Source organism: Kordiimonas lacus, assembly GCF_001550055.1.
GTDB classification, from domain to species: domain Bacteria; phylum Pseudomonadota; class Alphaproteobacteria; order Sphingomonadales; family Kordiimonadaceae; genus Kordiimonas; species Kordiimonas lacus.
On the sequence record NZ_LRUA01000010.1, the window covers coordinates 81,929 to 103,614 of the forward strand.

At 59.6% G+C, this 21,686-nt stretch carries 22 protein-coding genes; 12 read left to right on the forward strand and 10 right to left on the reverse strand.

Annotated elements, in window-relative coordinates:
- Positions 1-6: 6 nt before the first annotated feature.
- Entirely contained in the window at positions 7-711 is a 705-nt protein-coding gene (locus KORLAC_RS15255) for a head GIN domain-containing protein (RefSeq protein WP_068308002.1), read from the reverse strand.
- Between the two features lie 169 nt (positions 712-880).
- Here KORLAC_RS15255 and KORLAC_RS15260 point away from each other — a divergent pair, with 169 nt between their 5' ends.
- A complete protein-coding gene (locus KORLAC_RS15260; protein ID WP_068308004.1) occupies positions 881-1,249 on the forward strand; it encodes a DUF2794 domain-containing protein in 369 nt (122 codons plus the stop codon).
- A 3-nt stretch (positions 1,250-1,252) separates the two neighbouring features.
- On the opposite strand, the gene KORLAC_RS15265 is transcribed toward KORLAC_RS15260, so the two are convergent.
- Complete coding sequence (locus tag KORLAC_RS15265) at positions 1,253-2,122, reverse strand: TolB family protein (RefSeq protein WP_074519260.1); 870 nt, start codon at positions 2,120-2,122, stop codon at positions 1,253-1,255.
- A 259-nt stretch (positions 2,123-2,381) separates the two neighbouring features.
- On the opposite strand from KORLAC_RS15265, the gene KORLAC_RS15270 reads away from it, so the two are divergent.
- A complete protein-coding gene (locus tag KORLAC_RS15270) occupies positions 2,382-3,521 on the forward strand; it encodes an ankyrin repeat domain-containing protein (RefSeq protein ID WP_068308009.1) in 1,140 nt (379 codons plus the stop codon).
- Here KORLAC_RS15270 and KORLAC_RS15275 read toward each other — a convergent pair.
- Positions 3,501-4,934: an NRAMP family divalent metal transporter gene (locus KORLAC_RS15275; RefSeq protein WP_160328648.1), complete on the reverse strand. Its 1,434-nt coding sequence runs from the start codon at positions 4,932-4,934 to the stop codon at positions 3,501-3,503. The two genes, KORLAC_RS15270 and KORLAC_RS15275, sit on opposite strands and share 21 nt — an antisense overlap.
- Positions 4,935-5,040: 106 nt before the next feature.
- On the opposite strand from KORLAC_RS15275, the gene KORLAC_RS15280 reads away from it, so the two are divergent.
- Positions 5,041-5,496, forward strand: a complete 456-nt coding sequence (locus tag KORLAC_RS15280) for a glyoxalase superfamily protein (protein WP_139167403.1) — start codon at positions 5,041-5,043, stop codon at positions 5,494-5,496.
- Positions 5,497-5,546: 50 nt separating this feature from the next.
- Here the strand turns inward: KORLAC_RS15280 and KORLAC_RS15285 are convergent, their stop codons facing one another.
- A complete protein-coding gene (locus tag KORLAC_RS15285) occupies positions 5,547-6,455 on the reverse strand; it encodes a diacylglycerol/lipid kinase family protein (protein ID WP_068308018.1) in 909 nt (302 codons plus the stop codon).
- A gap of 191 nt (positions 6,456-6,646) precedes the next feature.
- On the opposite strand from KORLAC_RS15285, the gene KORLAC_RS15290 reads away from it, so the two are divergent.
- From KORLAC_RS15290 to KORLAC_RS15315, 6 genes are all read left to right on the forward strand, one after another.
- Complete coding sequence (locus KORLAC_RS15290) at positions 6,647-6,997, forward strand: hypothetical protein (protein WP_068308021.1); 351 nt, start codon at positions 6,647-6,649, stop codon at positions 6,995-6,997.
- A 67-nt stretch (positions 6,998-7,064) separates the two neighbouring features.
- Positions 7,065-8,309 (forward strand): TolC family protein, encoded by a 1,245-nt coding sequence (locus KORLAC_RS15295; RefSeq protein ID WP_160328649.1) that lies wholly within the window; start codon positions 7,065-7,067, stop codon positions 8,307-8,309.
- Positions 8,306-9,802 (forward strand): efflux RND transporter periplasmic adaptor subunit, encoded by a 1,497-nt coding sequence (locus KORLAC_RS15300; protein ID WP_068308032.1) that lies wholly within the window; start codon positions 8,306-8,308, stop codon positions 9,800-9,802. The genes KORLAC_RS15295 and KORLAC_RS15300 overlap by 4 nt, the downstream gene beginning before the upstream one ends.
- Positions 9,802-12,915, forward strand: a complete 3,114-nt coding sequence (locus tag KORLAC_RS15305; protein WP_068308035.1) for an efflux RND transporter permease subunit — start codon at positions 9,802-9,804, stop codon at positions 12,913-12,915. The genes KORLAC_RS15300 and KORLAC_RS15305 overlap by 1 nt, the downstream gene beginning before the upstream one ends.
- A gap of 2 nt (positions 12,916-12,917) precedes the next feature.
- Positions 12,918-13,355 carry a YybH family protein gene (locus KORLAC_RS15310; protein WP_068308038.1) on the forward strand — a complete coding sequence of 146 codons (438 nt, stop codon included), beginning with the start codon at positions 12,918-12,920 and terminating at the stop codon, positions 13,353-13,355.
- Positions 13,356-13,387: 32 nt separating this feature from the next.
- Positions 13,388-14,125, forward strand: a complete 738-nt coding sequence (locus KORLAC_RS15315; RefSeq protein WP_068308041.1) for a PepSY domain-containing protein — start codon at positions 13,388-13,390, stop codon at positions 14,123-14,125.
- Here the strand turns inward: KORLAC_RS15315 and KORLAC_RS15320 are convergent.
- Positions 14,122-15,465, reverse strand: coding sequence for a winged helix-turn-helix domain-containing protein (locus KORLAC_RS15320; RefSeq protein WP_068308044.1), 1,344 nt, complete (start codon positions 15,463-15,465; stop codon positions 14,122-14,124). The genes KORLAC_RS15315 and KORLAC_RS15320 overlap by 4 nt on opposite strands.
- 175 nt (positions 15,466-15,640) lie before the next feature.
- On the opposite strand from KORLAC_RS15320, the gene KORLAC_RS15325 reads away from it, so the two are divergent.
- Complete coding sequence (locus tag KORLAC_RS15325; RefSeq protein WP_068308048.1) at positions 15,641-16,738, forward strand: 3-keto-alpha-glucoside-1,2-lyase-like domain-containing protein; 1,098 nt, start codon at positions 15,641-15,643, stop codon at positions 16,736-16,738.
- 45 nt (positions 16,739-16,783) lie between these two features.
- On the opposite strand, the gene KORLAC_RS15330 is transcribed toward KORLAC_RS15325, so the two are convergent.
- A complete protein-coding gene (locus KORLAC_RS15330; RefSeq protein WP_068308051.1) occupies positions 16,784-17,299 on the reverse strand; it encodes an Lrp/AsnC family transcriptional regulator in 516 nt (171 codons plus the stop codon).
- 165 nt (positions 17,300-17,464) lie between these two features.
- Between KORLAC_RS15330 and KORLAC_RS15335 the strand changes: the two genes are divergently transcribed.
- A complete protein-coding gene (locus KORLAC_RS15335; protein WP_068308054.1) occupies positions 17,465-17,740 on the forward strand; it encodes a hypothetical protein in 276 nt (91 codons plus the stop codon).
- Here KORLAC_RS15335 and KORLAC_RS15340 read toward each other — a convergent pair.
- The 3 genes from KORLAC_RS15340 to KORLAC_RS15350 all read right to left on the reverse strand — a co-directional run bounded on the left by KORLAC_RS15340 (position 17,726) and on the right by KORLAC_RS15350 (position 20,153).
- Positions 17,726-18,718 (reverse strand): ATP-grasp domain-containing protein, encoded by a 993-nt coding sequence (locus tag KORLAC_RS15340; RefSeq protein WP_068308057.1) that lies wholly within the window; start codon positions 18,716-18,718, stop codon positions 17,726-17,728. The genes KORLAC_RS15335 and KORLAC_RS15340 overlap by 15 nt on opposite strands.
- An 11-nt stretch (positions 18,719-18,729) precedes the next feature.
- Positions 18,730-19,758: a permease gene (locus tag KORLAC_RS15345; RefSeq protein WP_068309335.1), complete on the reverse strand. Its 1,029-nt coding sequence runs from the start codon at positions 19,756-19,758 to the stop codon at positions 18,730-18,732.
- Between the two features lie 98 nt (positions 19,759-19,856).
- Complete coding sequence (locus KORLAC_RS15350) at positions 19,857-20,153, reverse strand: ArsR/SmtB family transcription factor (protein ID WP_068308060.1); 297 nt, start codon at positions 20,151-20,153, stop codon at positions 19,857-19,859.
- 314 nt (positions 20,154-20,467) lie between these two features.
- On the opposite strand from KORLAC_RS15350, the gene KORLAC_RS15355 reads away from it, so the two are divergent.
- Positions 20,468-20,713: a hypothetical protein gene (locus KORLAC_RS15355; RefSeq protein ID WP_068308063.1), complete on the forward strand. Its 246-nt coding sequence runs from the start codon at positions 20,468-20,470 to the stop codon at positions 20,711-20,713.
- Positions 20,714-20,731: 18 nt separating this feature from the next.
- On the opposite strand, the gene KORLAC_RS15360 is transcribed toward KORLAC_RS15355, so the two are convergent.
- Positions 20,732-21,685: a sulfotransferase family 2 domain-containing protein gene (locus tag KORLAC_RS15360; RefSeq protein ID WP_068308067.1), complete on the reverse strand. Its 954-nt coding sequence runs from the start codon at positions 21,683-21,685 to the stop codon at positions 20,732-20,734.
- Position 21,686 lies beyond the last annotated feature (1 nt).

A 21,686-nucleotide genomic window follows, 5' to 3' on the forward strand; every position in this document is an offset into this window, starting at 1 on the left:
CCAGGATTATTTGATGCGGATCTTGCCGAGCCAGCTATCACTCTGGCGTACCTTCTTCGGATCGCCATAAACAGTGATGGAACCGATACCACTTACATCAGCGTCAACGCTTTCGCTGGCAAAGACCTTGGCTTCGCCAACACCTTTTACGCTCACTTCAACGTCTGCGCACTCAAGCTCTTCGGCGTCCACTTCGCCTGCGCCCTTCAGCTCGACTTCCAGTGTGCCGCACGTGCCGTCAAGCTCGATCGAGCCAGCGCCCTTGAGGTCGATGACCAATTTCTCGCTCTTGAGGTTCTTCATTTCGGCGTCCACCGCGCCCATCACCTCAAATTCCTCAAGGTTGGGCATGGTGATGGTGACTGTTACATCGTCAGAATCGAAATGCATGTCGCCGTCATGGTCGTCGTCGTCAGAATTGTCGAGCACCAGCGTGCCGCTGCTGACATAGCTTTCCAGACGCGCCACATCGTCGTCATCACCTTCAACCTTCACGGAGAAGCTTTCGCCTGCTGTCACTTTCAGTTCCATCGCACCCTTAATGCGGATTTTGGTGAAATCCTTGACGTCGCGGTCATTGACGACTTCCTGGGCGTGGTCAGGATGCATGGCCATCATGGCTGAGGCAGCTGGAGTCAAAATGGTGGCAGCCGTCAGGCTTGCAAGCGCAAGACCAAACACACTCCGGCGAACGGTATTCGCGTGTTTCATGGGATAATTCCTCGCTTTGTTGTCGTTTGCCGTCTCAATTATTTTCTCGAAATCGGCTTTATTGTTATCTCATTCATGTAGGAAGGGGTCAACCGTATTCAAGGGGCCTTGTCGCACCAGGCTTGCTATTGACCGCATTTTTCAGCAAAATGGCAAGGAAGAGGAGTGCATGGACGAAGCATCATCCATCCATATTCTGGGGCAGCCCCCTCGAAACGCCTCAAAGGCGGGACGAGGCTCGGTCGTCTATTTCATGCGCCCCGAACTCAATCAGATTTTGAATGTTTATGGCCGTATGGTCGCTGCCGGCGAATGGCGCGACTATGCCATCGATCACCTGCGCGATCAGGCCGTTTTCTCGATTTTCCGGCGGGCGTCCGAAATGCCGCTGTACCGCGTCATCAAGGAACCGGCGCTTAGCCAGCAGCAAGGGGCCTGGCGCGTCATTGGCATGGACGGCCAGGTATTGAAGCGTGGGCGCAGGCTGGACCAGCTGCTGCGCTTCTTCGACCGGCAGCTAGTGAAAGCCGTCGACTAAGCCCTAGTCGGGACGCAGGTCTTCGATAATCCCGGCATCAACCCAGTAAATCGCGACCGTTCGGTCCGGCCCCGTGCCGATGCGGCGGTCGAAAAAGAGATATTTGCCGTCAGGCGATACGCTGGGATAATTTTCCGCGTGCTCGGAGTTGATCTTGTCCCCCATATTGATGGCAGGGCCCCATGCTCCGTCCTTCTGACGGAAGCTGATGTAAAGGTCTGAGGTGCCGTAGCCGCCGTCTCTACGGCTGTCCCAGATGATATAGCTTTCATCAGGCGCGATGAAGGGGTGAGCGTTATAGATGCCAACCGCAAACTGCGGGCCCAACTCCTGCGGCTCCTCATATTGGTCGCCGACCCGCCGTGAATAGCGGACCGGAATATCCAGCTCAGGGCTGAAAGTATCAAAGTAATAGGTGCCGCTGGATGCACCCGACAGACGCATGATCGGGAGATCCGCAAAGGGGGCGCCAAGGCTTTGAAGGCCGGTCCAGCCAGAACCTGTGCGTTCCATATATTTGGTCTGAAAATAGAGGGTTTTGCCATCAGGCGAGAAGGACGGTTCTGTTTCGCCCTCAAGCGCGACGGATTGGTGCCACTGGTTGCCTTTCTTCTCAAGATGAACCAGCGCGCGATACGGCCCATCCTTGTCGCCCTTGACGAAATAGAAGCTGTTCATATCGCCCGCGAACATGCCCTCTTTTGACTCGAAATTATCCGCGTTCACAATGCCGGGCGCAAAAATTTCGGCCTCTGGCCCTGGCGGCTGTTGCCCCAGCAAAGGCCCTTCTGCCACCGGCGCCGTGTCGCCAGCGTGGGCGCTGCCACCCACCGACACAGAAAGCAATATTACCAATTTAGATATGGATTTCATGATTGTCCCCCCCTGACACATGAAAGCGTTACAGTTCTGTACGCTGTTCGGCCGCATTAGGTCATACGACTAAATATATACAAAGGCACTGCGGTGGACCGTTGCGTCGCTGAGGTGAAGTGGGATCATGGATGTCAGGGGCGGCGCGACACCGGCGGGCACCGGGCTCAGCTGCACACCTTAAACCAAAAGGCACTTGCTGAAAGCGGGCGCGTTGGCGCAGAGTGGCCACACAAAACAATCATTTCGGGGTAGCATCATGAAACGCCTGGGCTTGTCCTTTCTCCTTCTCGCTTTCTTCACTACCGCCGCATCGGCAGACGCGGCAACAGACAAGGCGCTGATGGATGCCATCATGGCGAGCGACAGTGAGGCCGCTCTGGCGTCCCTTGAAGCAGGCGCAGACCCGGCTGCCACCGATGACAAGGGCGCCAGCACCCTGTTCCGCGCTGTGCAAAAGAAGCTACAGCCGGTCACTGAAGCGCTTCTGGAAAAGGGGGCTGACCCCAACGTGCAGTGGGGCGACTATATGGGCGCGACGCCCTTGATGCTGGCGGTACAGGTGCAGGACATGGACCTGGCTGGCACGCTCCTGGAGTATGGCGCAGACGTCAATGTGGCAGACAATAATGGCGATCCGGCAATCAACTGGGCGGCCTACTATGGCTATGAAGACTTTGTCGAACTTTTCCTGATGCATGACGCCGATACCAGCCTGACCGGCCACGGCAACGCACTGGAAATCGCCATGCGGCGCGGTCATCAGGGACTGGTGAAAATGCTCAACACGTCCCATGACATGCCGTCACCCGATGCCGCCTTCATGGTGGAAGCGATTGAAGCGGGCGACGACGCCGGTGTGGCTGAAGCCCTGATGCTGGGCGTGCCCGCAGACACGCTTGATTTCACCGACCGGCCTGTGCTGGCGCTGGCCGCCCGGCTGGGACATGGCGTGATTGTTGAACGGCTGCTGGCCGCAGGCGCGCCGGTTGACCAGCCAGACGCCATCGGTTTCACGCCGCTGATGGAAGCCGTGCGGGACGGCCAGCTGGAGACAGCAACCCTGCTCCTTGAAGCGGGCGCAGACGCCAACCACCGGTCGGAAGCCACGGCCCTTCACCTGACACCCATGCATATGGCGGGCCTCAGCGGCAAGCCTGAGATGGTGCGTCTTTTGGCTGAAGCCGGCGCGGACGTTGATCCGCTCGGGCGCGAGAATGCCACCCCGCTCGCCTGGGCGCTGAGCGAAGGCAAGATCGAGACTTCCCTGGCGCTTCTGGACCTGGGCGCAGACCCCATGATCAAAAGCAGTTACGGCTACACGCCTGCGGACATGGCCAAGGGCATGGGCAACAAGGCGCTTCTGGAGAAGATGGGCTTAAGTGAAAACCAGGAATAGGTAGCCCGCTGCAAACAGTAGCATCAGCGCAATGCCCGCCCGGCTCCAGTGCATCAGGTACGGTGCCGGGCGATCGCCGTCAGGCACGCTGCTGCCCATCATCACGCGGTGATTGAAGAAGGCCAGCACCGGCGCAGTCAGGAACGCCAGAGACGTGACGAAGTCCACAAATCCCTTGAAGCCGCCCAGGAAGAAATACAGCAGCAGAAACGCCGCCACCAGGAAGCCAAGAAGCGTGGCCGCATAGGCCTTCTTTTCATATCCGGACTGATCCGGTTGAGGCTGCGCCCGGAGCGCACCGACCACTGCAACGAAGGCCCGCACAAGGCCGTCAAAGGCCGTCAGGCAGGTGGTAAACATGACACTGAGCGCCGCAATACCGATCACCGGCACGGCCCATGCGCCAAGGGTGTCGCGGTACAGAGCCATGATCTGGGCGGCGAAGGCAGGGGCGGTATCGGCGGGCTCCACCGCGCCCGAATGCATGATCCCGGCACCCAATAGCAGAAAACAGATCGCCAATATTGCCGTGCCCCAATAGCCGATGTTGAAGTCGGCCAGCACACCCTCAAGGCTGGGCTTTGTCCCCATATCCTTGGCTTTTTCAACGGTCCACAGCGATGCAAAGATAGAGCTTTCCATCGCCGTCGGCATCCAGCCCGCAAGCGCCGCGACAAACAGCATGGCCTTCATGTCGATGGGCGGCGCGGAAGCGGGATAAAAGGACCAGTCCACCTTCGGCAGGACCAGCACCGTGGCGATCAGTGTGCTGACTGTCAGCACCGCCATGAAAAGTTTATTCAGGCGCTCCAGCCAGTGATAGCCGCCTATGATCAGGAAGGCCCCCGCCGCTGCCATCACAAGCGCCACAGCCGTCAGGATCGACACCTCAAGGCCGAACACCACCTTGACGATGCCCGCCGTCACCAGCGACAGGGCGGCCACGGCAAAACCGTCAGCCAAAATCAAAATTGCGCCCAGCAACAGCGGCGGAAACCAGCCCAAGTCACGGTAGCCTGCCACCAGGCTGCGGCCTGTTGCGGCGGCATAATGGGCGCCGAACCGGAAAGCGGGGTATTTGATGACATTCGCGAGGATCACCACGGCCAGGAGGCCAAGCCCGAACACGGCGCCCGCGCGGGTGGACTGCACAAGATGCGACGTGCCCACAGCCGCGCCCGCGAACAACAGCCCCGGCCCCAGCGCCGTCATGAATTTCGGTGATGCCATCGATGGTTCCTCCCCTGATGGGCTGACGGTATCACCGGCGCGCGCAACTGGGAAGATGGATCGTGACACCGTACCGTGACGATTGACCCCTTGGGCCTTTTGTGAGACAAGGCTGCCAAGGCTTTCAGGGATCGCCTGCCGCCCGCGCCCCACAGGGGCATGGTGAAGATCTCTCGGTACCATCCGATCTTCAATGGAGATCATTCGTCCAAACCGTCATCACGAACGGCCACGGGCGGCAAAGCGGGCCCCGTTTCCAAATGAACTGCCGTTCGCGAAAGGCGAACTGATGACTGATCTTATTACCCAGATGAAGGGGCGCGCAAAGCGGCTCCGATCCTATATGTCCGACCTTGGGCACACGCTTAGCCATGCGCAATCTCTGGAGGCCATATCAAAAGAAGAAGGGTGCCGGGACTGGAACACCCTCTCGGCCCAGTTGCGACAGCAAGAGACTGTACATGCAAACCGCCCACCCATCCAGGTTGGGGACCGCACCAGCGGTACCTACCGGGGCAGCGCATTTGAAGGCACTGTGCTGGCGCTTGAACGCACCGACGGCAGCGCGAGGCAACTTGGCCCCGTGTGGCGCATCAAAATCCAGTTTGATGGCCCTGTGGCCATTGGCCAGAGCGAGCAGCTCAACCTGACACGCCAACGCGTGCGCGCCATGATCGACCGCGAAGGCCGATCGGTGAACCTGAAGGGCGTGCCCGACGACTTCATGCAGCTTGATTTGCTTTAAAGGGTAAATCCTGAGGGGTGGTGCGCCGCCCCTTATCCTACCTTCAGTGCCTACCTGCGCACGAAGGCGCGGAACGGCAGCGGATGCTTCTTGGGAGTCACCTCGACCATACCGAAGCCCAGGAAATCGCCATCCATCTGCACAGGGGTTTGGTCGCTGCCCAGATGAAGTGTTGCCTTTTCCAGCAGCCAGACGCCCGCGCGCTTGTCAAAACGCCGCATACCGATGGCCAGTTGGTCCATAATGCGCGGCCAGGCGCCGTGCTCCTGGCTCATCAGGCAGGCAAGGCCGTGGCTGTTGTATGTGGTCTTCTTCGTCACAATGAACGGCCCGGCGTAGCGCCGAATGTTTGACAAAAGCGCCCAGCCGCACGTGCCTTTCGTGTTCTTGTGCATATGCCAGGTGATATCCGGCAGGCTGCTGTCGCCCACCAGGGCCTGTAGGATGGCTGGCACAAAGGAAGTGCGGCCAATCTTTTCCTTGAGGCTTGGCGACACGTTCCGAAGCACTTCGGCATCGAAACCAACGCCAACCCAGCACAGCCCCAGCTGCACCCGGCCATCGCGCTCCACCTCAAAGGGGTAAAGGTCAACAATATCACGCGACAGTAGCGCGTTGGCCACATGCCGGGCGCTGACCTGCCCGCTTTTCATATAGCCGAGTTCGCGCGCCAGCACATTGGCAGACCCCGCCGGAATGATGCCCACCGGCACCTTGTGGCCGTATGCGCCTTCTGCCACCTCGCGGATGGTGCCATCACCGCCCGCCGCCACAATCACATCGGCTTCGCCCGTCGCGGCGATCTTGGTCGCCAGCTCGGTCGCATGGCCGGCAAACTCGGTGTTCAGCATGCGCACATGCTGGCCGCCACGCCGAAGCTTTTCAGCGATCCGGTCCACAAGGCTGCTTTTGCCCTGTCCTGCGAACCGGTTTCGGATAATGGCGACACGTTCACTCATACTGCACTGCTGTCCCTGTTGGTTGTGTACGGCTTTCCTACTATAGGCGAACCTTGGTTAAACAAAGGCTACATAAGCGGAAATTGCAACCGTCTGCGCCGATTTATCACAGCCTGGTATCGTCCCTGTCACTAATTGGTGAAACAAAGCCGCTTGACCTTGGACCAACCTCCGGGGTTAAATTGCGCCCGATGACACGGATCGCACATATCATCGCCACCCTATTCCTGCTGGCGACCATGCTGGGACAAAGCGCCGGGGCAACCTCCGACACGTCCCAGGATATGGATTGTTGCGATAACGAAATGATGCAGCAAATGCATGTAGTAGACGGCCTTGAAGGTGACACCTGCACTCAGGAGCGGGAGTGCCCAGGCGGCGACGCCTGCTGTGGTCAAGCCATCCAGTCCGCGCCTGCCCTGATGCCTGCCCTGGCCGAAGCCTCCTCCCGCATTTTCGGCCAAGCCCTATTTGAAATGGACACATTGCAGCAACCAAATGGCGCCCCTGTTGCGTCCTTTGCCCAACCGCCCATCGCCTGATTCCACGCCACACGTGTATCTTTTTGCTGCGGGACGCCAGGTGCGGCCCACCTATCAGGTGATAAAAATGTTGAAGAAATTTTCCCTAATCATCGGCCTTTGTGCAGCCAGCACGATGGCCAGTGCGGACCAGAGCCCCCTCAGTCTTGAGGAAGCCATCCGGATTGCCACAGCGACACCCGACCCGTCGGTCGAAAGCTTCCTGACGCGCAAGAGCGCCAATCTGGAAGCCGCCACTGCCGCAGGCGCCCTGCCGGACCCGTCCGCCAGTGTCAGCGTGCGCAACCTGCCGGTGGATGATTTCGACCTGAACCGCGAGCCCATGACCCAGCTTCACCTGGGTGTCCGGCAAATGTTCCCGCGCGGCGACACCCGCAGCCTTCAAGCTGAACAGCGCATGTTTATGGCCGATGAAAACAGCGCCTTCGCCCTTGAGCGCACCCGCGCCATCATCCGCGACGTCACCATCGCCTGGCACAAGGCCCGCTACAGCCATGTGGCGCAAGAGGAACTGCAGGGCCTTTCAGCCCTTCTGGGTGAGCTGAGGGCTGCGCAGGAAGGCAATTTTGCCGCTGCCGGCAAGGCCGCGATCCAGAAGATTTACCGTACGGAACTTGAGGCCGCGCTGGTGGAAGACCGCGTTGCATCAACCCTGCAGGCCCATGCCCAGGCGGTTGAGATGCTGGCGCGCTATATTGGCCGCGCTGAAGCCTTGCGCCCCCCTGCGGACACACCGGTACTTGCAACCGCAGCCGAAGCCGCAGCAGGGCTGGACACAGCGCTTGATGCCCATCCGCTGTTGCAGGCAGCGACCGCCCGCGAGAAGGTTGCTGGCAACAAGGTGGCGCTGGCTCATGAAGCCTACAAGCCGGCCTGGGGCGTTGAAGTGGGCTACGGCCAACGCTATGGCGGCCGGTCCGATTTCGCCTCAGCCATGGTCACCTTCGACCTGCCATTCTGGACAAGCAGCCGCCAGGACCCGGCCCTAAGGGCCGCCAAGGCGGAAAAACAAAGCCAGTCGCTATCGAAAGAAGCCCTGAAGCTGAACCTTGAGCGCGAGGCGCGCAGCCTGATCGCCGACATTCGCCACCTTGAAGGCCGTATCGACCGGTTTGAGACCGCTATCCTGCCGCAGGCCGACAGCGTCGTGACCGCCACCCGCAACGCCTACGGCGCCGGTGATGTAGACTTTTCCGAATTGATCCGCGCTGAAATCGCGCTGGTGGACAGCCGCCTTCGCCTTGCCATGCTGCACCGTGATTTGGGCATCGCCCACGCGGGCCTCACTTTCCTGACCGGAGACGACCAATGAACAAGACCGTTTTGATTGCTGCTGCAACCGCAGCCCTTGGCCTCGCCGGCGGATATATGCTGGCGGATGGCGCAATGACCACCGGCGGCAGTGACACCGGCACTGAAAAGAAGCCTCTTTATTGGGTTGCCCCGATGGACCCGTCCTACAGGCGGGACGGCCCCGGCAAGTCGCCCATGGGGATGGATCTTGTCCCCGTGTATGAGGAAGGCTCTGGTGGCACCAAGGGTTATGCCGGTGCTGAAATCGACCCACGCATCGTCAATAACATCGGTGTGAAAACCACTGCGGTGGAACGCACCATGCTGATGCCGGTGATCGATACTGTGGGCAAGATCACTTACGACGAAAAAGCCACCGCGCACGTCCATGTGCGGGCAGACGGCTGGGTTGAAAAGCTGCATGTCCGCGCCGAAGGTGAGCGGGTGAAAAAGGGCGACGCGCTATTTGACGTCTATTCGCCCGAGCTGGTCACCGCGCAAAGCGAATATCTGCAGGCCCGGGCTTCCGGGCGTGCCGCCCTTGTGGCCTCTGCGCGCGAACGCCTGGTGGGCCTTGGCCTTACGGACGCGCAGATCAGCACGCTTGAAGGCCGCAGCAAACCGCTTCAAACCATCACCGTGCGCGCGCCGATGGACGGCACCATCACCATGCTCAATATCAGCGACGCAGCGCGCATCACCGCGGGCAAGCCAGCGATGCAGGTCACCAACCTCGACACAGTCTGGCTGATCGCCGACGTGTTCGAAGCCGACATGACAGAAGTGCACATCGGTGCCAAGGCCACTGCCACATCGGACGCCACAGGCGACACGCTGTTTGAAAGCACAGTCGACCATATCTATCCGGACCTGAATAAGGTCACCCGGACCAACCCGGTGCGTATCCTGCTGGATAATGCTGACGGGCGGCTGCGCCCCGGCATGTATATGCGCACGCGCATTGGCCGCCCGATGATCGAGGATGCCCTTGTGGTGCCCGCCACAGCGCTGATCCAACTGGGGAGCAGCAACCATGTGATGCTGGATGAGGGCGACGGCAAGTTCCGCCCCGCGGAAGTGACCGTGGGGGAAACCGTTGGCAACCGCGTGCAGGTGCTATCTGGCCTGCGTGCTGGAGAACGCGTTGTCACCGCCGGACAGTTCATGCTGGATGCGGAAAGCAGCTTCCAGGGCGCCAGCATGCGCATGGCCGCCCAGGCAGAAGCCGAAGACAGCATGGATATGGGCGATATGGATATGGAAGAACCGGAAGCCCAGTCCGGCTTCACATCCGGCACCATCAATGAAGTGATGCTGGACGACCGGACACTGAACATCAGCCATGGCCCGATCGACGCCTTCGGCATGATGGGCATGACCATGAATTTCCCGGTCGCCGACGATGTGGACATGGACGGCCTTGAAGAAGGCCAGGAAATTCATTTTGAGGTCACCAAAACACCTGAGGGACGCTATGTCGTCACCACCATCCATGTGATGGGAGGTCATTGATGATTACAGCCCTGATCCGCGCCTCTATCCAGCACCGCGTGCTGGTGGTGCTTCTGGCGCTCATCGCGCTTGCCTGGGGCGTTGTCACGCTCAAGCAGACGCCGCTTGACGCCATCCCAGACCTGTCGGACGTGCAGGTGATCGTCAAAACCCAGTTCCCCGGGCAGGCCCCGAAGGTGGTGGAAGACCAGGTCACCTACCCGCTGACCACAGCCCTGATGGCGGTACCGAAGGCCACCACCGTGCGCGGCTTCTCCTTCTTTGGCGACAGCTACGTCTATGTGTTGTTCGAGGACGGCACAGACCTCTATTGGGCGCGGTCACGCGTGCTGGAGTACCTCAATCAGGTGGCTGGCCAACTGCCGGACGGCGTGCGCCCGGAACTGGGGCCTGACGCCACGGGCGTGGGCTGGATATACCAGTACGCGCTGATCGACCGCAGCGGCAAGCATGACCTGGCGGACCTCACCAGCCTGCAGAACTGGTTCCTGAAATTCGAACTGCAGAGCGTGTCCGGTGTGGCGGAAGTGGCCACCATCGGCGGTATGGTACGCCAGTATCAGGTGGTGCTGGACCCGCTCAAATTGCGCACCTTTGGTCTGACGCTCGCGGAAGTGCGTAACGCCATCCAGATGGGCAACGGCGAGGTGGGCGGTTCGGTGATCGAACTTGCCGAAGCCGAATATATGATCCGCGCCAAGGGCTATGTCTCATCCGTCGACGACCTGAAGGCCATCCCCGTCGGGCGGCTTGAAAGCGGCACGCCGGTGATGCTCGCCGATGTCGCGACCATCTCGATCGGGCCACAGATGCGCCGCGCGGTCGGGGAACTGAACGGTGAAGGCGAGGCCGTGGGCGGCGTGGTTATCATCCGCTCGGGCGAAAATGCCTATGACACCATTCATGCCGTGAAGGAAAAGCTGGCGTCCTTGCAGGCAGGTCTGCCTGAAGGTGTTGAGGTTGTGACGACCTATGACCGGTCCGGCCTGATTGAACGCGCGGTCGAAAACCTCAAGGGCAAGCTGACCGAAGAGATGATCGTGGTGATCCTGACCTGCGCCGTCTTCCTTCTGCACTTCCGCTCATCGCTTGTGATCCTCTTGTCCCTGCCGCTTGGCATCCTGATGGCTTTCATCGTGATGAAGGCCCAGGGCATCAACGCCAACATCATGTCACTGGGCGGCATCGCCATCGCGATAGGCGCCATGGTGGATGCGGCCATTGTGATGATCGAAGGCCTGCACCGACGCGTTGAGGATGAGGAGCTTACGGACGAGAACCGCTGGCGCATTGTCACGGAAGTCTGTGTGGAAATGGGCCCGGCGCTCTTTTTCTCGCTTTTGATCATTACCGTCAGCTTCGTGCCGGTGTTCGCGCTTGAGGCCCAGGAAGGGCGCCTGTTTGGCCCGCTGGCCTTCACCAAGACCTATTCCATGGCGGCGGCGGCGATCCTGTCGGTCACGCTGGTGCCGGTGCTGATGGGCTATCTGATCCGCGGCAAGATCACGCCTGAGCACAAGAACCCCTTGAACCGTTGGCTCGCCGCAGCGTACCGCCCAGTGCTGAAGGGGGCGCTGAAGTTCCCGAAGGTGGCGATTCTGGCGGCGCTGGCGATCACCATTTCCGGCATCCTGCCGCTCACGAAGCTCGGCAGCGAGTTCATGCCGGACCTGAATGAAGGCGATTTCCTTTATATGCCGTCCGCCTTCCCCGGCGTGTCGGTTGGCAAGGCGCGCGAGCTGGTGCAACAGACCAACAAGATGATCATGACGGTGCCTGAGGTAAAAACCGCCTACGGCAAGGCAGGCCGCGCGCTCACAGCCACCGACCCCGCGCCACTTACGATGATTGAAACCACCGTGCAGCTGAAGCCGCGGGAAGAGTGGCGCGAAGGCATGACCATTGACCTGATCAAGGCGGAACTGAACTCCGTGGTGCAGGTTCCGGGGCTGACAAACGCCTGGGTCATGCCCATCAAGGGCCGGATCGACATGCTGGCCACGGGCATCAAGACGCCCATCGGCATCAAGATCCAGGGCCCCGACCTTGAGACCATCTCCACCATCGGTACCGATATCGAGCGCATCCTGAAGGACGTGCCGGGCACGGCCTCGGTCTACGCCGAACGTGTCGTGGGCGGCCGTTATGTTGAGGTGGACGTCAAGCGCGCGGACGCGGCCCGTTACGGCATGACGGTCGCCGCCGTGCAGGATGTGGTCCGGTCCGCCATCGGTGGCGCCAATGTGGGCCAGACAGTGGAGGGGCTTGAGCGCTACCCCATCAACCTCCGCTTCCCGCGCGATGTGCGCGACAGTCCTGAGGCCCTCAAGGCCCTGCCTGTGGTCACCCCCACCGGCGCCCAGGTGCCACTGAAGGTGCTGGCGGATATCCGCATCACCGACGGGCCCGGCATGATCCGCAGTGAAAATGCCCGCCCCGGCGGCTGGGTGTTCGTGGACATTGAAGGCGTGGATGTGGGCACCTATGTGCCGCGCGCACAAGCAGCGCTTGAGCGCGAAGGCAAGCTGCCAGCTGGCTATACCCTCGGCTGGTCCGGCCAGTTCGAATATATGGAGCGCGCCAAGGAACGCCTGAAGATGATCGTGCCGGTGACGCTGGCGCTGATCATCATCATCCTGTTCCTGCTGTTCAAGCGCCTGACGGATGTGGCGCTGGTGCTGGTCAGCCTGCCGCTCGCACTGACCGGCAGCTTCTGGTTCATGCATATGCTGGGCTATGATCTGTCGATCGCAGTGGCCGTGGGGCTGATTGCGCTGGCGGGCGTGGCGGTCGAGACCGCTGTGGTGATGCTGGTGTTCCTGCATAAGGCCATTGAGGAAAACGATGCTCACCCGAAACCTGACACTAACCTCACGAGCGTGATCATCGAAGGCGCGCTCAAACGCCTGAGGCCCATCATGATGACCACCATCACGGTGATCGTCGGCCTGGTGCCCATCATGTACGGCACAGGAACCGGGTCTGAGGTGATGCGGCGTATCGCTGCCCCCATGGTGGGCGGCATGGTCACAGCCTTGATGTTGACACTTATCGTTATCCCGGCGGCTTTCTTTCTGTTAGAACAGCGCAAACACGGGAAAAGGGAGGAATAGATATGAATACCATGAAACACACACTTGTTGGCATGATGGGCCTTGCCCTGATGATCGCCCTGCCCGCCAAGGCACAGACAAGCCCTGAAGAGGTGGCCGACGCCTTCCACAAGGCCATTGAAACGGCAGACGAAGCGGCGGTTGAGAGGCTGCTGGCGCCTGAGGTAATGATCCTCGAGGGCGGCCACGCGCAAACAAGCCGCGCCGACTATATGGGCGGCCACATGAAGTCAGACATGACTTTCATTCCGCACATGACCCGCACGGTGCTGGACCGCAAGGCCACCACCGACGGTGATCTTGCATGGGTGGTGACCTTCTCCACCATGAAAGGTACCTACAAGGGCAAGGACTACGATTTCGCCTCTCGCGAGATGCTGGTGATGAAGAAAACTGACGGCGCCTGGCAGATCACGCTGGTACATTGGGCCGACAAATAACAACAGGAAGCCAGAAGGCTCAGGGTAAGAAAATGACCAAACAGAAGTGGCATAAGTTTTTCGCACAGACCCACAAATGGGTGGCGCTGGTACTGGGGCTCCAGCTGATCGCCTGGACAGCGGGCGGCGTGGTGATGTCCTGGATACCGCTGAATGAAATACGCGGACGGCACAATGCAGCCGAACAGGAACCCATGGCCCTGCCGGTCGCGACCGACGCACTGATGACAGCCCCTGCCCTGGCGGCAAAAGCCACCGGGCCGGTCACCCAGCTTACCTACCGGGACATGCTGGGCACGCCCGTGGCCCTTTTGACATTGAAAGACGGCAGCCGCGAGCTTCGTGATGCCGTAACAGGCACGCCGCTGTCGCCGCTTTCGGAAGATTGGGCGCGCCGCATTGCTGATGCCGATTTCATGCCCGAGGCAGAGATGGCGTCAGTCACACTGCTGGACCGGCATGTGATCGATTATCGTGGGCCGCTGCCGGTGTGGCAGATCACCTTCGCCGACGAGGAGAACACCAACATCTATGTCTCGCCCACCGAGGGTCGTGTGGTTGGGCGGCGGACGGACCGCTGGCGGCTGTTTGACTTTTTCTGGATGCTGCACATCATGGATTATGACGAGCGCGAGGACTTCAACAATCCGCTTCTGATGATCACGGCGCTGTCAGCGCTGTTGTTCTCGATCTCGGGCATTGTCCTCTTGTTCTTCCGTTTCTACCGCCGGGATTTCAACTTCATCCTGGGCAAGAAGAAGAAAGCCTAATCGGCTCCTGCAGTCCCGCCCTGGAGCGCGATGATCCGGTTGGCATAGGCCTTCGCGAATGGCGCCAGCCTCAGGGCTTTGCGGTAGGCCTCCAGGGCGGCCTTTGTGTCGCCCCCCGCCGCCAGCGCCTCGGCCTTGAGCGACAGGGCATAATGATCCCCGGGCGCGCGCGCCAGAATATCCTCCAGGATCGCCAGCGCGGCTTCAGCGTCACGGTCCTGGTAAAGGGCAATCACAGCCCGGTCCACCTGCAAGAGATAGTCTGCGGACACATCACTTGCCTCAGGTATTGGCCCAGCCACGCCTTCCACCGAAGTCCAGCGCGCAGACAGCGCCGAAAGAGCCTGCCGAACCACGACATTGTCGGGCTCGGCTTCAATCATTTCCCGCCATTTTCGTGCGGCGCTGTTCGCCGCTCCTTCGGTTGACAGATGCGCCAGATAGCGCCCGACCCAATAGCGGTCATCTTCCTCTGCCACCGGCGCCACATCATCCAAGGCAGCCACACCGACACGGCCAAACATGTCGCCAAGGCTGGAAAAGAGGGCCCCGCTACCGTCCGCCACGTCATAGACACCTGACCACAGGACCTCGTCGGTTTTCGGGTTACTCAGAAACAGCGTCACCACCCGGCTTTCGCCGTCATTGATCAGCGTGCCCTTCAGCAGATAAACAGGTGTCTCGGCGCCGTAGCGCGTAAAGATACCGCCCGTGGGGTCTGGCGCATCCACATTCCACCAATGGCGGATCACCAGTACTTCAGGTGATTGCGACAGGAAATAAGACGCCAGTTCAGAAAGCGCGATCACCCGCGCCCGGTCTTCCTGGGCCTCCGATTCCGTACGGATGTCCTGCACCGTCAGGATAATGCCGGGCTTGGCAGCATCAGCGGGCGGCACCAACGGCGTACCCTTGGGCCAAAAGGACGAGATCAAGATGACCATGATGGGAAGAGCGACAATGAACCACGTTCGCACGCCTGACCAGGCGGATTTTCTTGTAGACACGCTTTCAGGCCTCGAAGCCTTGCCAACCATTCTGTAGCCCCGTTTCGGGACAGTCTGCAGTACCGTGTCTTCGGCACCGGCATCCCTCAGCGCTTTCCTAAGCTTGCTGATGGCGACAGGAACGGTCTGTTCACTCAGGCTGCGTCCGGCCCATATGGTCTCAAGTATTTCTTCACGCGATACAACATCCCCCGTGCGGCGACACAAGAAATCCAGCAGCTCGGCCACCTTGTCTTCCAGCTTCACTTCGCCGCCAGGGCCGTGAAGGGCCTTTGTGCTTGAGTCGAACCTGACCGGCCCGATCGAATGCTGCGCTGTCATCTTTTCTGTCACCTTTTTCTTTTCCCGCAGTTTAGCCGCTGCTGCACCGGTCCTGCCAGCAGAAACCGAGCGCAAAGCCAGTTGGCGGCCAGATTTAAGGTTTTCTTAAAGTGCCTTAAGCAATGCGCCGTCGGTAGGCTTCAGGGTGAACGACTGTCGAGGACATATTTTGAAAAAGGAGGAATGAATGAAATTCCTGAAGACACTCATGGCTGTGTGCGCGCTCACGTCCGCCACCATGGCAGAAGACTATACAGCAAATGGTCAGACCTGGACCCTGTCCGATCAAGGCGCCAGCATCGTCACCCATATGGGCCGACAGGCCGTGAAGGTGAACCGGGGCACCCTCACCCTCCAGGAGATAACGTTCGGGGACGGCATCATTGAATTCGACATCGCCATGCCCGGTACGCGCGGCTTTGCTGGTGTGAACTTCCGCACCCGCGACGATGGCATGAGCGAAAATTTCTATCTGCGCGGACACCTTTCCGGCATGCCGGACGCCAACCAATATCAGCCGATTTTCAACGGTAATTCCGCCTGGCAGATTTTCCACGGGGCCCGCTACAGCGCACCAACACGCTATGCCACCGACCGCTGGACCAAAGTGCGACTAGTGGTCAAGGGCAACAAGATGGATGTCTATATCGATAGTGACGAGCCCGTACTGCATGTGGATAATCTGGTGCAGGGCAGTGCGCCAGGCGGCGTCAATCTCAACGGTTTTGCGGCAGATTTCTACTATAGCAACATGCGGGTCACAAAAGACGACAGCGTCACACTGGCCGGTACCCCTGCACCCGTTCCCGAGTTGCCAGCTGGATTGATCAAAAGCTTCCACGTTGGCACCACACCAGTGGCGGCAGACAAGGTAGAAGCCCAGCCCTGGCTGGATAAGGCCCTGCTGGAGGGACAGACATGGCAGACGCTCGCGGTTGGTGAAACCGGAGCCGCGAACCTTGGGCGTATCAGTGCGCGCACACGGGATGTGAACACGCTGCTTGCCAAGTTGACCATCACGGCGGAGGAAGCCAAAACCATTCGCCTGAAATACGGGTTCAGCGACCGGGTGACCGTGTTCCTGAACGGACACGCGCTCGCCCACGGCAACGACACCTACCAGACGCGGGACTATCGCTATCTGGGCACCATCGGGCTGTTTGACAGCGTGTTCCTGCCGCTTGAGGAAGGCGACAATGATGTGGTGTTTGCCGTGACAGAAGCGTTCGGCGGCTGGGCCCTGATGGCCGCCATTGAAGATCAAACCGGCATCGAGGTCCGTTAAGCTCCCCTCATGCCGGCCGGGCAGCCCCTCCTGTTCCGCAGGCCCCTAAGCCCGGGGCTGCCCGCCCAATTCACCCGACAGGCCCAACTCACCTGACAGGTACGACAGCGGCAATTCGGTGGTCACACAACTGGACACCAGGCAAATGCTGGAATTCACTTCCTGCACACCCTGCGCCTTCGACAGGCTTTCCCAGAAAAAATCTTTATAGTCGGCCACCGACGGCACGATGATTTTCAAGAGAAAATCAAAATCTCCCATCATGGTGTGACACTCCAGCACCTGCGGGTACCGGAACATGAAGTCAGCGAAATTCTCCAGCGACTGGCTATCGTGCTTTTTCATTTTCACGTGGGCAAAAACGGTGATCCCCAGGCCTACTTTCTCCTGATCCAGCACCGCCGCGCGGCCCCGGATCACGCCCGCATCCACCAGCTGCTGAATGCGCCGCCCGCACACCGACTTTGAAGACCCGACCTTCTCCGCCAATTCCGCCAGCGATGGTGTGCAATCCCGCTGCAGTTCAGCCAGCAACTTAAGGTCGATACTGTCAAATTCCATTTTTATCGTCCCGAAAATTATGAATATTCGGGACAACGTCCCATATATTGGCTCATCTATCAACCATTAGGGAAGATGACGCGCGGCACATGGGCTATAGTCTGTCTCGGTCGCACGGTTTCTGCGGCCGATTTTTTTGACCAATTCAGACAGAGGAAAAATGTCATGGCACAAGGCCAGAACCAGTTCGTACGCTACACGTTTGTTACCGAAGAATGCGCAAGCGATCTTACCGCGGTACTTACCTATATGCGCGAACACGACATTCTACCGTCTGTGATTGAGACTGAGAAAAGCGGCAGCCGCGCCCGCGTGGTGATCAGCAGCAGTGGCAGCAAGGACTGGCACAGCCATGCCATCGCCGCCCAGTTCGAGGGACGCCCGAGCGTTCAGCATTTCGGGTTCGAGCGCCTCTCAAGCGACGCCTTACGCGCAGCATAGGACCGGGCACGTGTCGGGCACACCTTGGGGGTCTGTGTCCGACACGGCGGCCAACATGGCATCCACAATCTGGCGCTCAAGCCGGGCCCCCATCACGGCATTGATCTGCCGAACGGCAGACGGGCTGGTGATATTGAGCTCCGTCAGATAGCCGCCGATGAAATCCGCACCTACCAGCATCAGGCCGCGCCGGCGCAGAAGCGGGGCGATGCGCGCCACCGCTTCACGCTCGTGCGCGGACAGCTCCGTTGCCTCAACCCGCGCACCCTGGTGAATGTTGGCGAGGTAGGCCCCTTCGCGCGGCACGCGGTTGACAGCGCCGATGGGTTCGCCGTTTAACAGAAACACCCGTTTGTCGCCCGCCGCCACATCTGGCAGGAAAGCCTGGGCCTGGATTGTGCGTGCTGCTGCACCGTGCCCCACAAACGCCCGTACAGCTTCCTGCCACCCGTCGTCGGATGTGCCGACGCGCACGATCCCACGGCCGGAACAATCCCCCAGCGGCTTCAACACCACGGTACTCTGCTCTTCCACAAAGGCCTCTATGGCCGCTGTATTCATTGTTGTCAGGGTTGGCGGCACCAGGTCCGGCCACACCAGCGGCAAGAGCTTCTCGTTCATGTCCCTCAGCGCCGTGACCCGGTTGAACTGATGCACATGCCCGGGTGCAAAATCCAACAGGTAGGTCAGATGCAAAAAGGCCTCATTCACCGGTGGGTCCGTGCGTGGTACGATAGCGCTGAAAGCTGCCGCAGGCTTTTCAGCCTGGGTCGACAGGGTGAGTGGCATGGCGGCCTCTACCCTGCGCGCCTGCACCAATAATGTGTTTTGCCGCAGGATCAGGTCGTCCACTTCCGCCCAATAGACTGCCACGCCGCGCGTGATCAGCTCGTCCATCAAAAGAAGCGACGTTTCGGTCTCGAGGTTCAGGGTCTCAGCCGGGTCCATGATAAACAGAAAGGAAGGGGTGTGGGTCATGGCAAGCCTCCTTACTTCACCAGTTGAAAAGCAAAGCTGAATATGAGTGTGCCAGCAAGCGCAAGCGCCAGATAGGCCAGGAACACGGGCAGGCGCGCGAGTGCGAAGACCGCAATCGACGCCGGGATGGACGTCACTCCGCCCGCCAGCAGGAAGGCCATACCGGCCGCCGGCTCCATGCCCTCGCCGATCAGGCCACTCACCAGTGGCAGCGCCGCATAGCCGTTCAGATAGGCAGGCACGCCGATAAGGGTGGCCAGGAAGATGGGCGCTGCGCCCTCGCCGCCCAGCGCAGACATCACCAGCCCTTCGGGCATATAGGCCACCATCAGGCTTTCAAGCGTGAAGGCGAACAACAGCCACTTGCCTAGGAAAAAGGCGTTCGAGAGCGTTGCGCCCCGGAAGGCCGTGCGGCGGCCTGCATCCTGCCAGAAGGCCCAGACAATGGGCTGGGTGCCGGACACATCCGGGCTTCCGCAGCCGCCACTCACATTCTGGCGAAGTGGGTCGCTGAATGCACCAAGGCGCTGCAGCCCCGCGACACTGAAGCCGCCCAACATGCCCATGCCAACGGCCGCGACCGACTTATAGACGGCAAACTCAAACCCGAGCGTGCCGGTGGTCATGACAAACATGGTCGGGTCCATGATGGGGGATGCGAGCCAGAAAGCCATCACGGCACTCAGCGGCACGCGCATGGCCAATAGCGCCGCCACAAGCGGGATCACGCCGCAGGAACAGAAGGGTGAAAAGGCGCCGACGATGGCTGCGCTCGGGATCATGATCAGCAGATGGCCTGTGAAAGCCTTGGCGATCATGCGGTCCAGCGACGAGGCCTTGGCAAACGCCGCGATCATGACCGACAGCATCAGGAAGGGAAACACACCCAGCACCGCGTCCCCCACGAATTTGAGAGAGGTACCAGCCTGCGCAGCATCATAGACTGCCAGGCCAGCGAACATGGCCAACACCAAAAGCAGGACCCTGTCCGGCTTCGGCAGGCGGAATATGGATTGTTCAGTCTTTACAGTGTCAGTCATCATTATATACCTAGATTTATGGTTATATTAGCTCAAAAAAAAGCCGAAGCCTTTTAGGGGTTCAGTTAGCCGTTATTCACAAGCGTCGCTTGCCAGCGCTACCTGAGCGGCACGCCGGCGCAACAGTCGGCAGTCAGGAATGTTGCGACCTGACCCAGTGTCTCAAAGTCAGCGATATTGATCACTTCACGCCCCTGACGTTCCTGCCGGATTGTGCCGGCACGAACCAGATGGCTGATATGATGCGCCAGCGTCGAGGCCGGGATGTCCAGATGCTTCTGCAGCTGGCCCACATTCATACCGTCCGTGCCGGCGCGAACCAGCAAGCGTAGTACAGCGAGCCGGGCCGGGTTCCCAAGCGAGGCAAATACACTGGCGGCCGTTTCATCCTTCATGCAACACTCCTTAAAACTATATTTCTAGATATGTCGTTTAATCTGAATTGTCAAGACACCGACTGTGATATCCGCGCAACAAGTCAGTAGCTGATTCCGTGCACCAGGAGAAACTTTCGACACAAATCATTTGAATTCTAAACATATTACCCCTATATCAGGAGCACTAACGCACGAAACATAGTAGTTTATGGCAACAAAAAGGCGTGTATACGTTCACACCTCCCCATCAAAATAGTTAGATTTGAAACTTTCTCATCTCTGATGGGATGCCCCAACGCGTGTTTCAGTAATCCTTACAGGAGATTTTTCCAATGGAGCTTTTCTTAAGAGCTCAGAGCCCCGCCGATTTTGATCGTACCAGTGATACGGATGTATTCGCGTGCGCGAAGAAACAGAGCCCGCTGGTGAAGTGGACCTTTATCAACCGGATCAAATCCTGCCACCAGAATGGTGAGCTGGGCGCAACCCTGATGCTGCTGGCATGCGGCAGCGTACTCGCCGGCCTTCTTGCCGTCGCCAACATGGCTGACCGTGCAGCCGGACTGTTCCGCTCCTGACGGTCTTCTTTCCGACAATTATTTCTGGATAAGTTTGCGCGCGTAAGGCGCCAGGCTTTTGTCGAGATCACTGATCCCCTGGCCGGCCTCAAGCCGCGCCAGCAGTGTCTCTGACGCCGCGATTGCCCGCGCTGATGGCGCCGGGTTGTCTTCGCGCAGCGTCGGCGCACACATGTGTGCTGCGTCTTCAAGATAGCTACTCAGCGCGCCAGAGCGCGCAACCGGCCTGACCGGCGTAACCGCCTCCAGGTCATAATCATACCCAAAATTGAGGAAATCATCACGAAAGCGGGCATAGATCGCCCGCGCGACGTCTGGCGTGTAATGGTCCTTCAGCTTTTGCCGTGCCTTCATGGCATGATCGGCCTTGGCTGACAGCAGATGACTAAAATCCCGGCCCAGCGCGGCTACTGAAAAATCCGCCAGGCCCGCGGCCAGCGTCTCAACGTGCCCTACCGCATCATAGGCGATGAAATCGAACAGGCTGGCATAGGTCTGGCTTCTGAAATGAATGTCCGTTCGCGCGCTTGGGCGGTCACACACCATATAGACAAAATCAGCAAAATTGTCGGGGCGGCGCGGCAACTGGAACTTGGCCGGTATGTTCGGCTCAACGTCCACCTTGGCGACAATCTTTTCCAGGTATCCCGAAAGCAAGCGGATATAGGGATTGCGCACAACCGTGAGCATGCGGCGGCCCACCAGCGCGGCATAAAATTCTTCTATCGCGGATTTTCTGAAACCCCGCCACGGCGTACGCGCATCCGGCCTGCCGAAGCGCCAACCATAATTATGGACGGAAAAATACTGCTCACCCACCGGGCGGCAATGCCCCAGCTCGTGCTCTACCTGCCACAGGAACCGCTTGACGTTGGTGTTCGCCGCCTTGCTGATGGGCACATACCCGTAGCCAAGTTCTTTCGACAGGACAGAATCGCGCGCGGTATCCCGCAGAGTTATATGATCTATCATG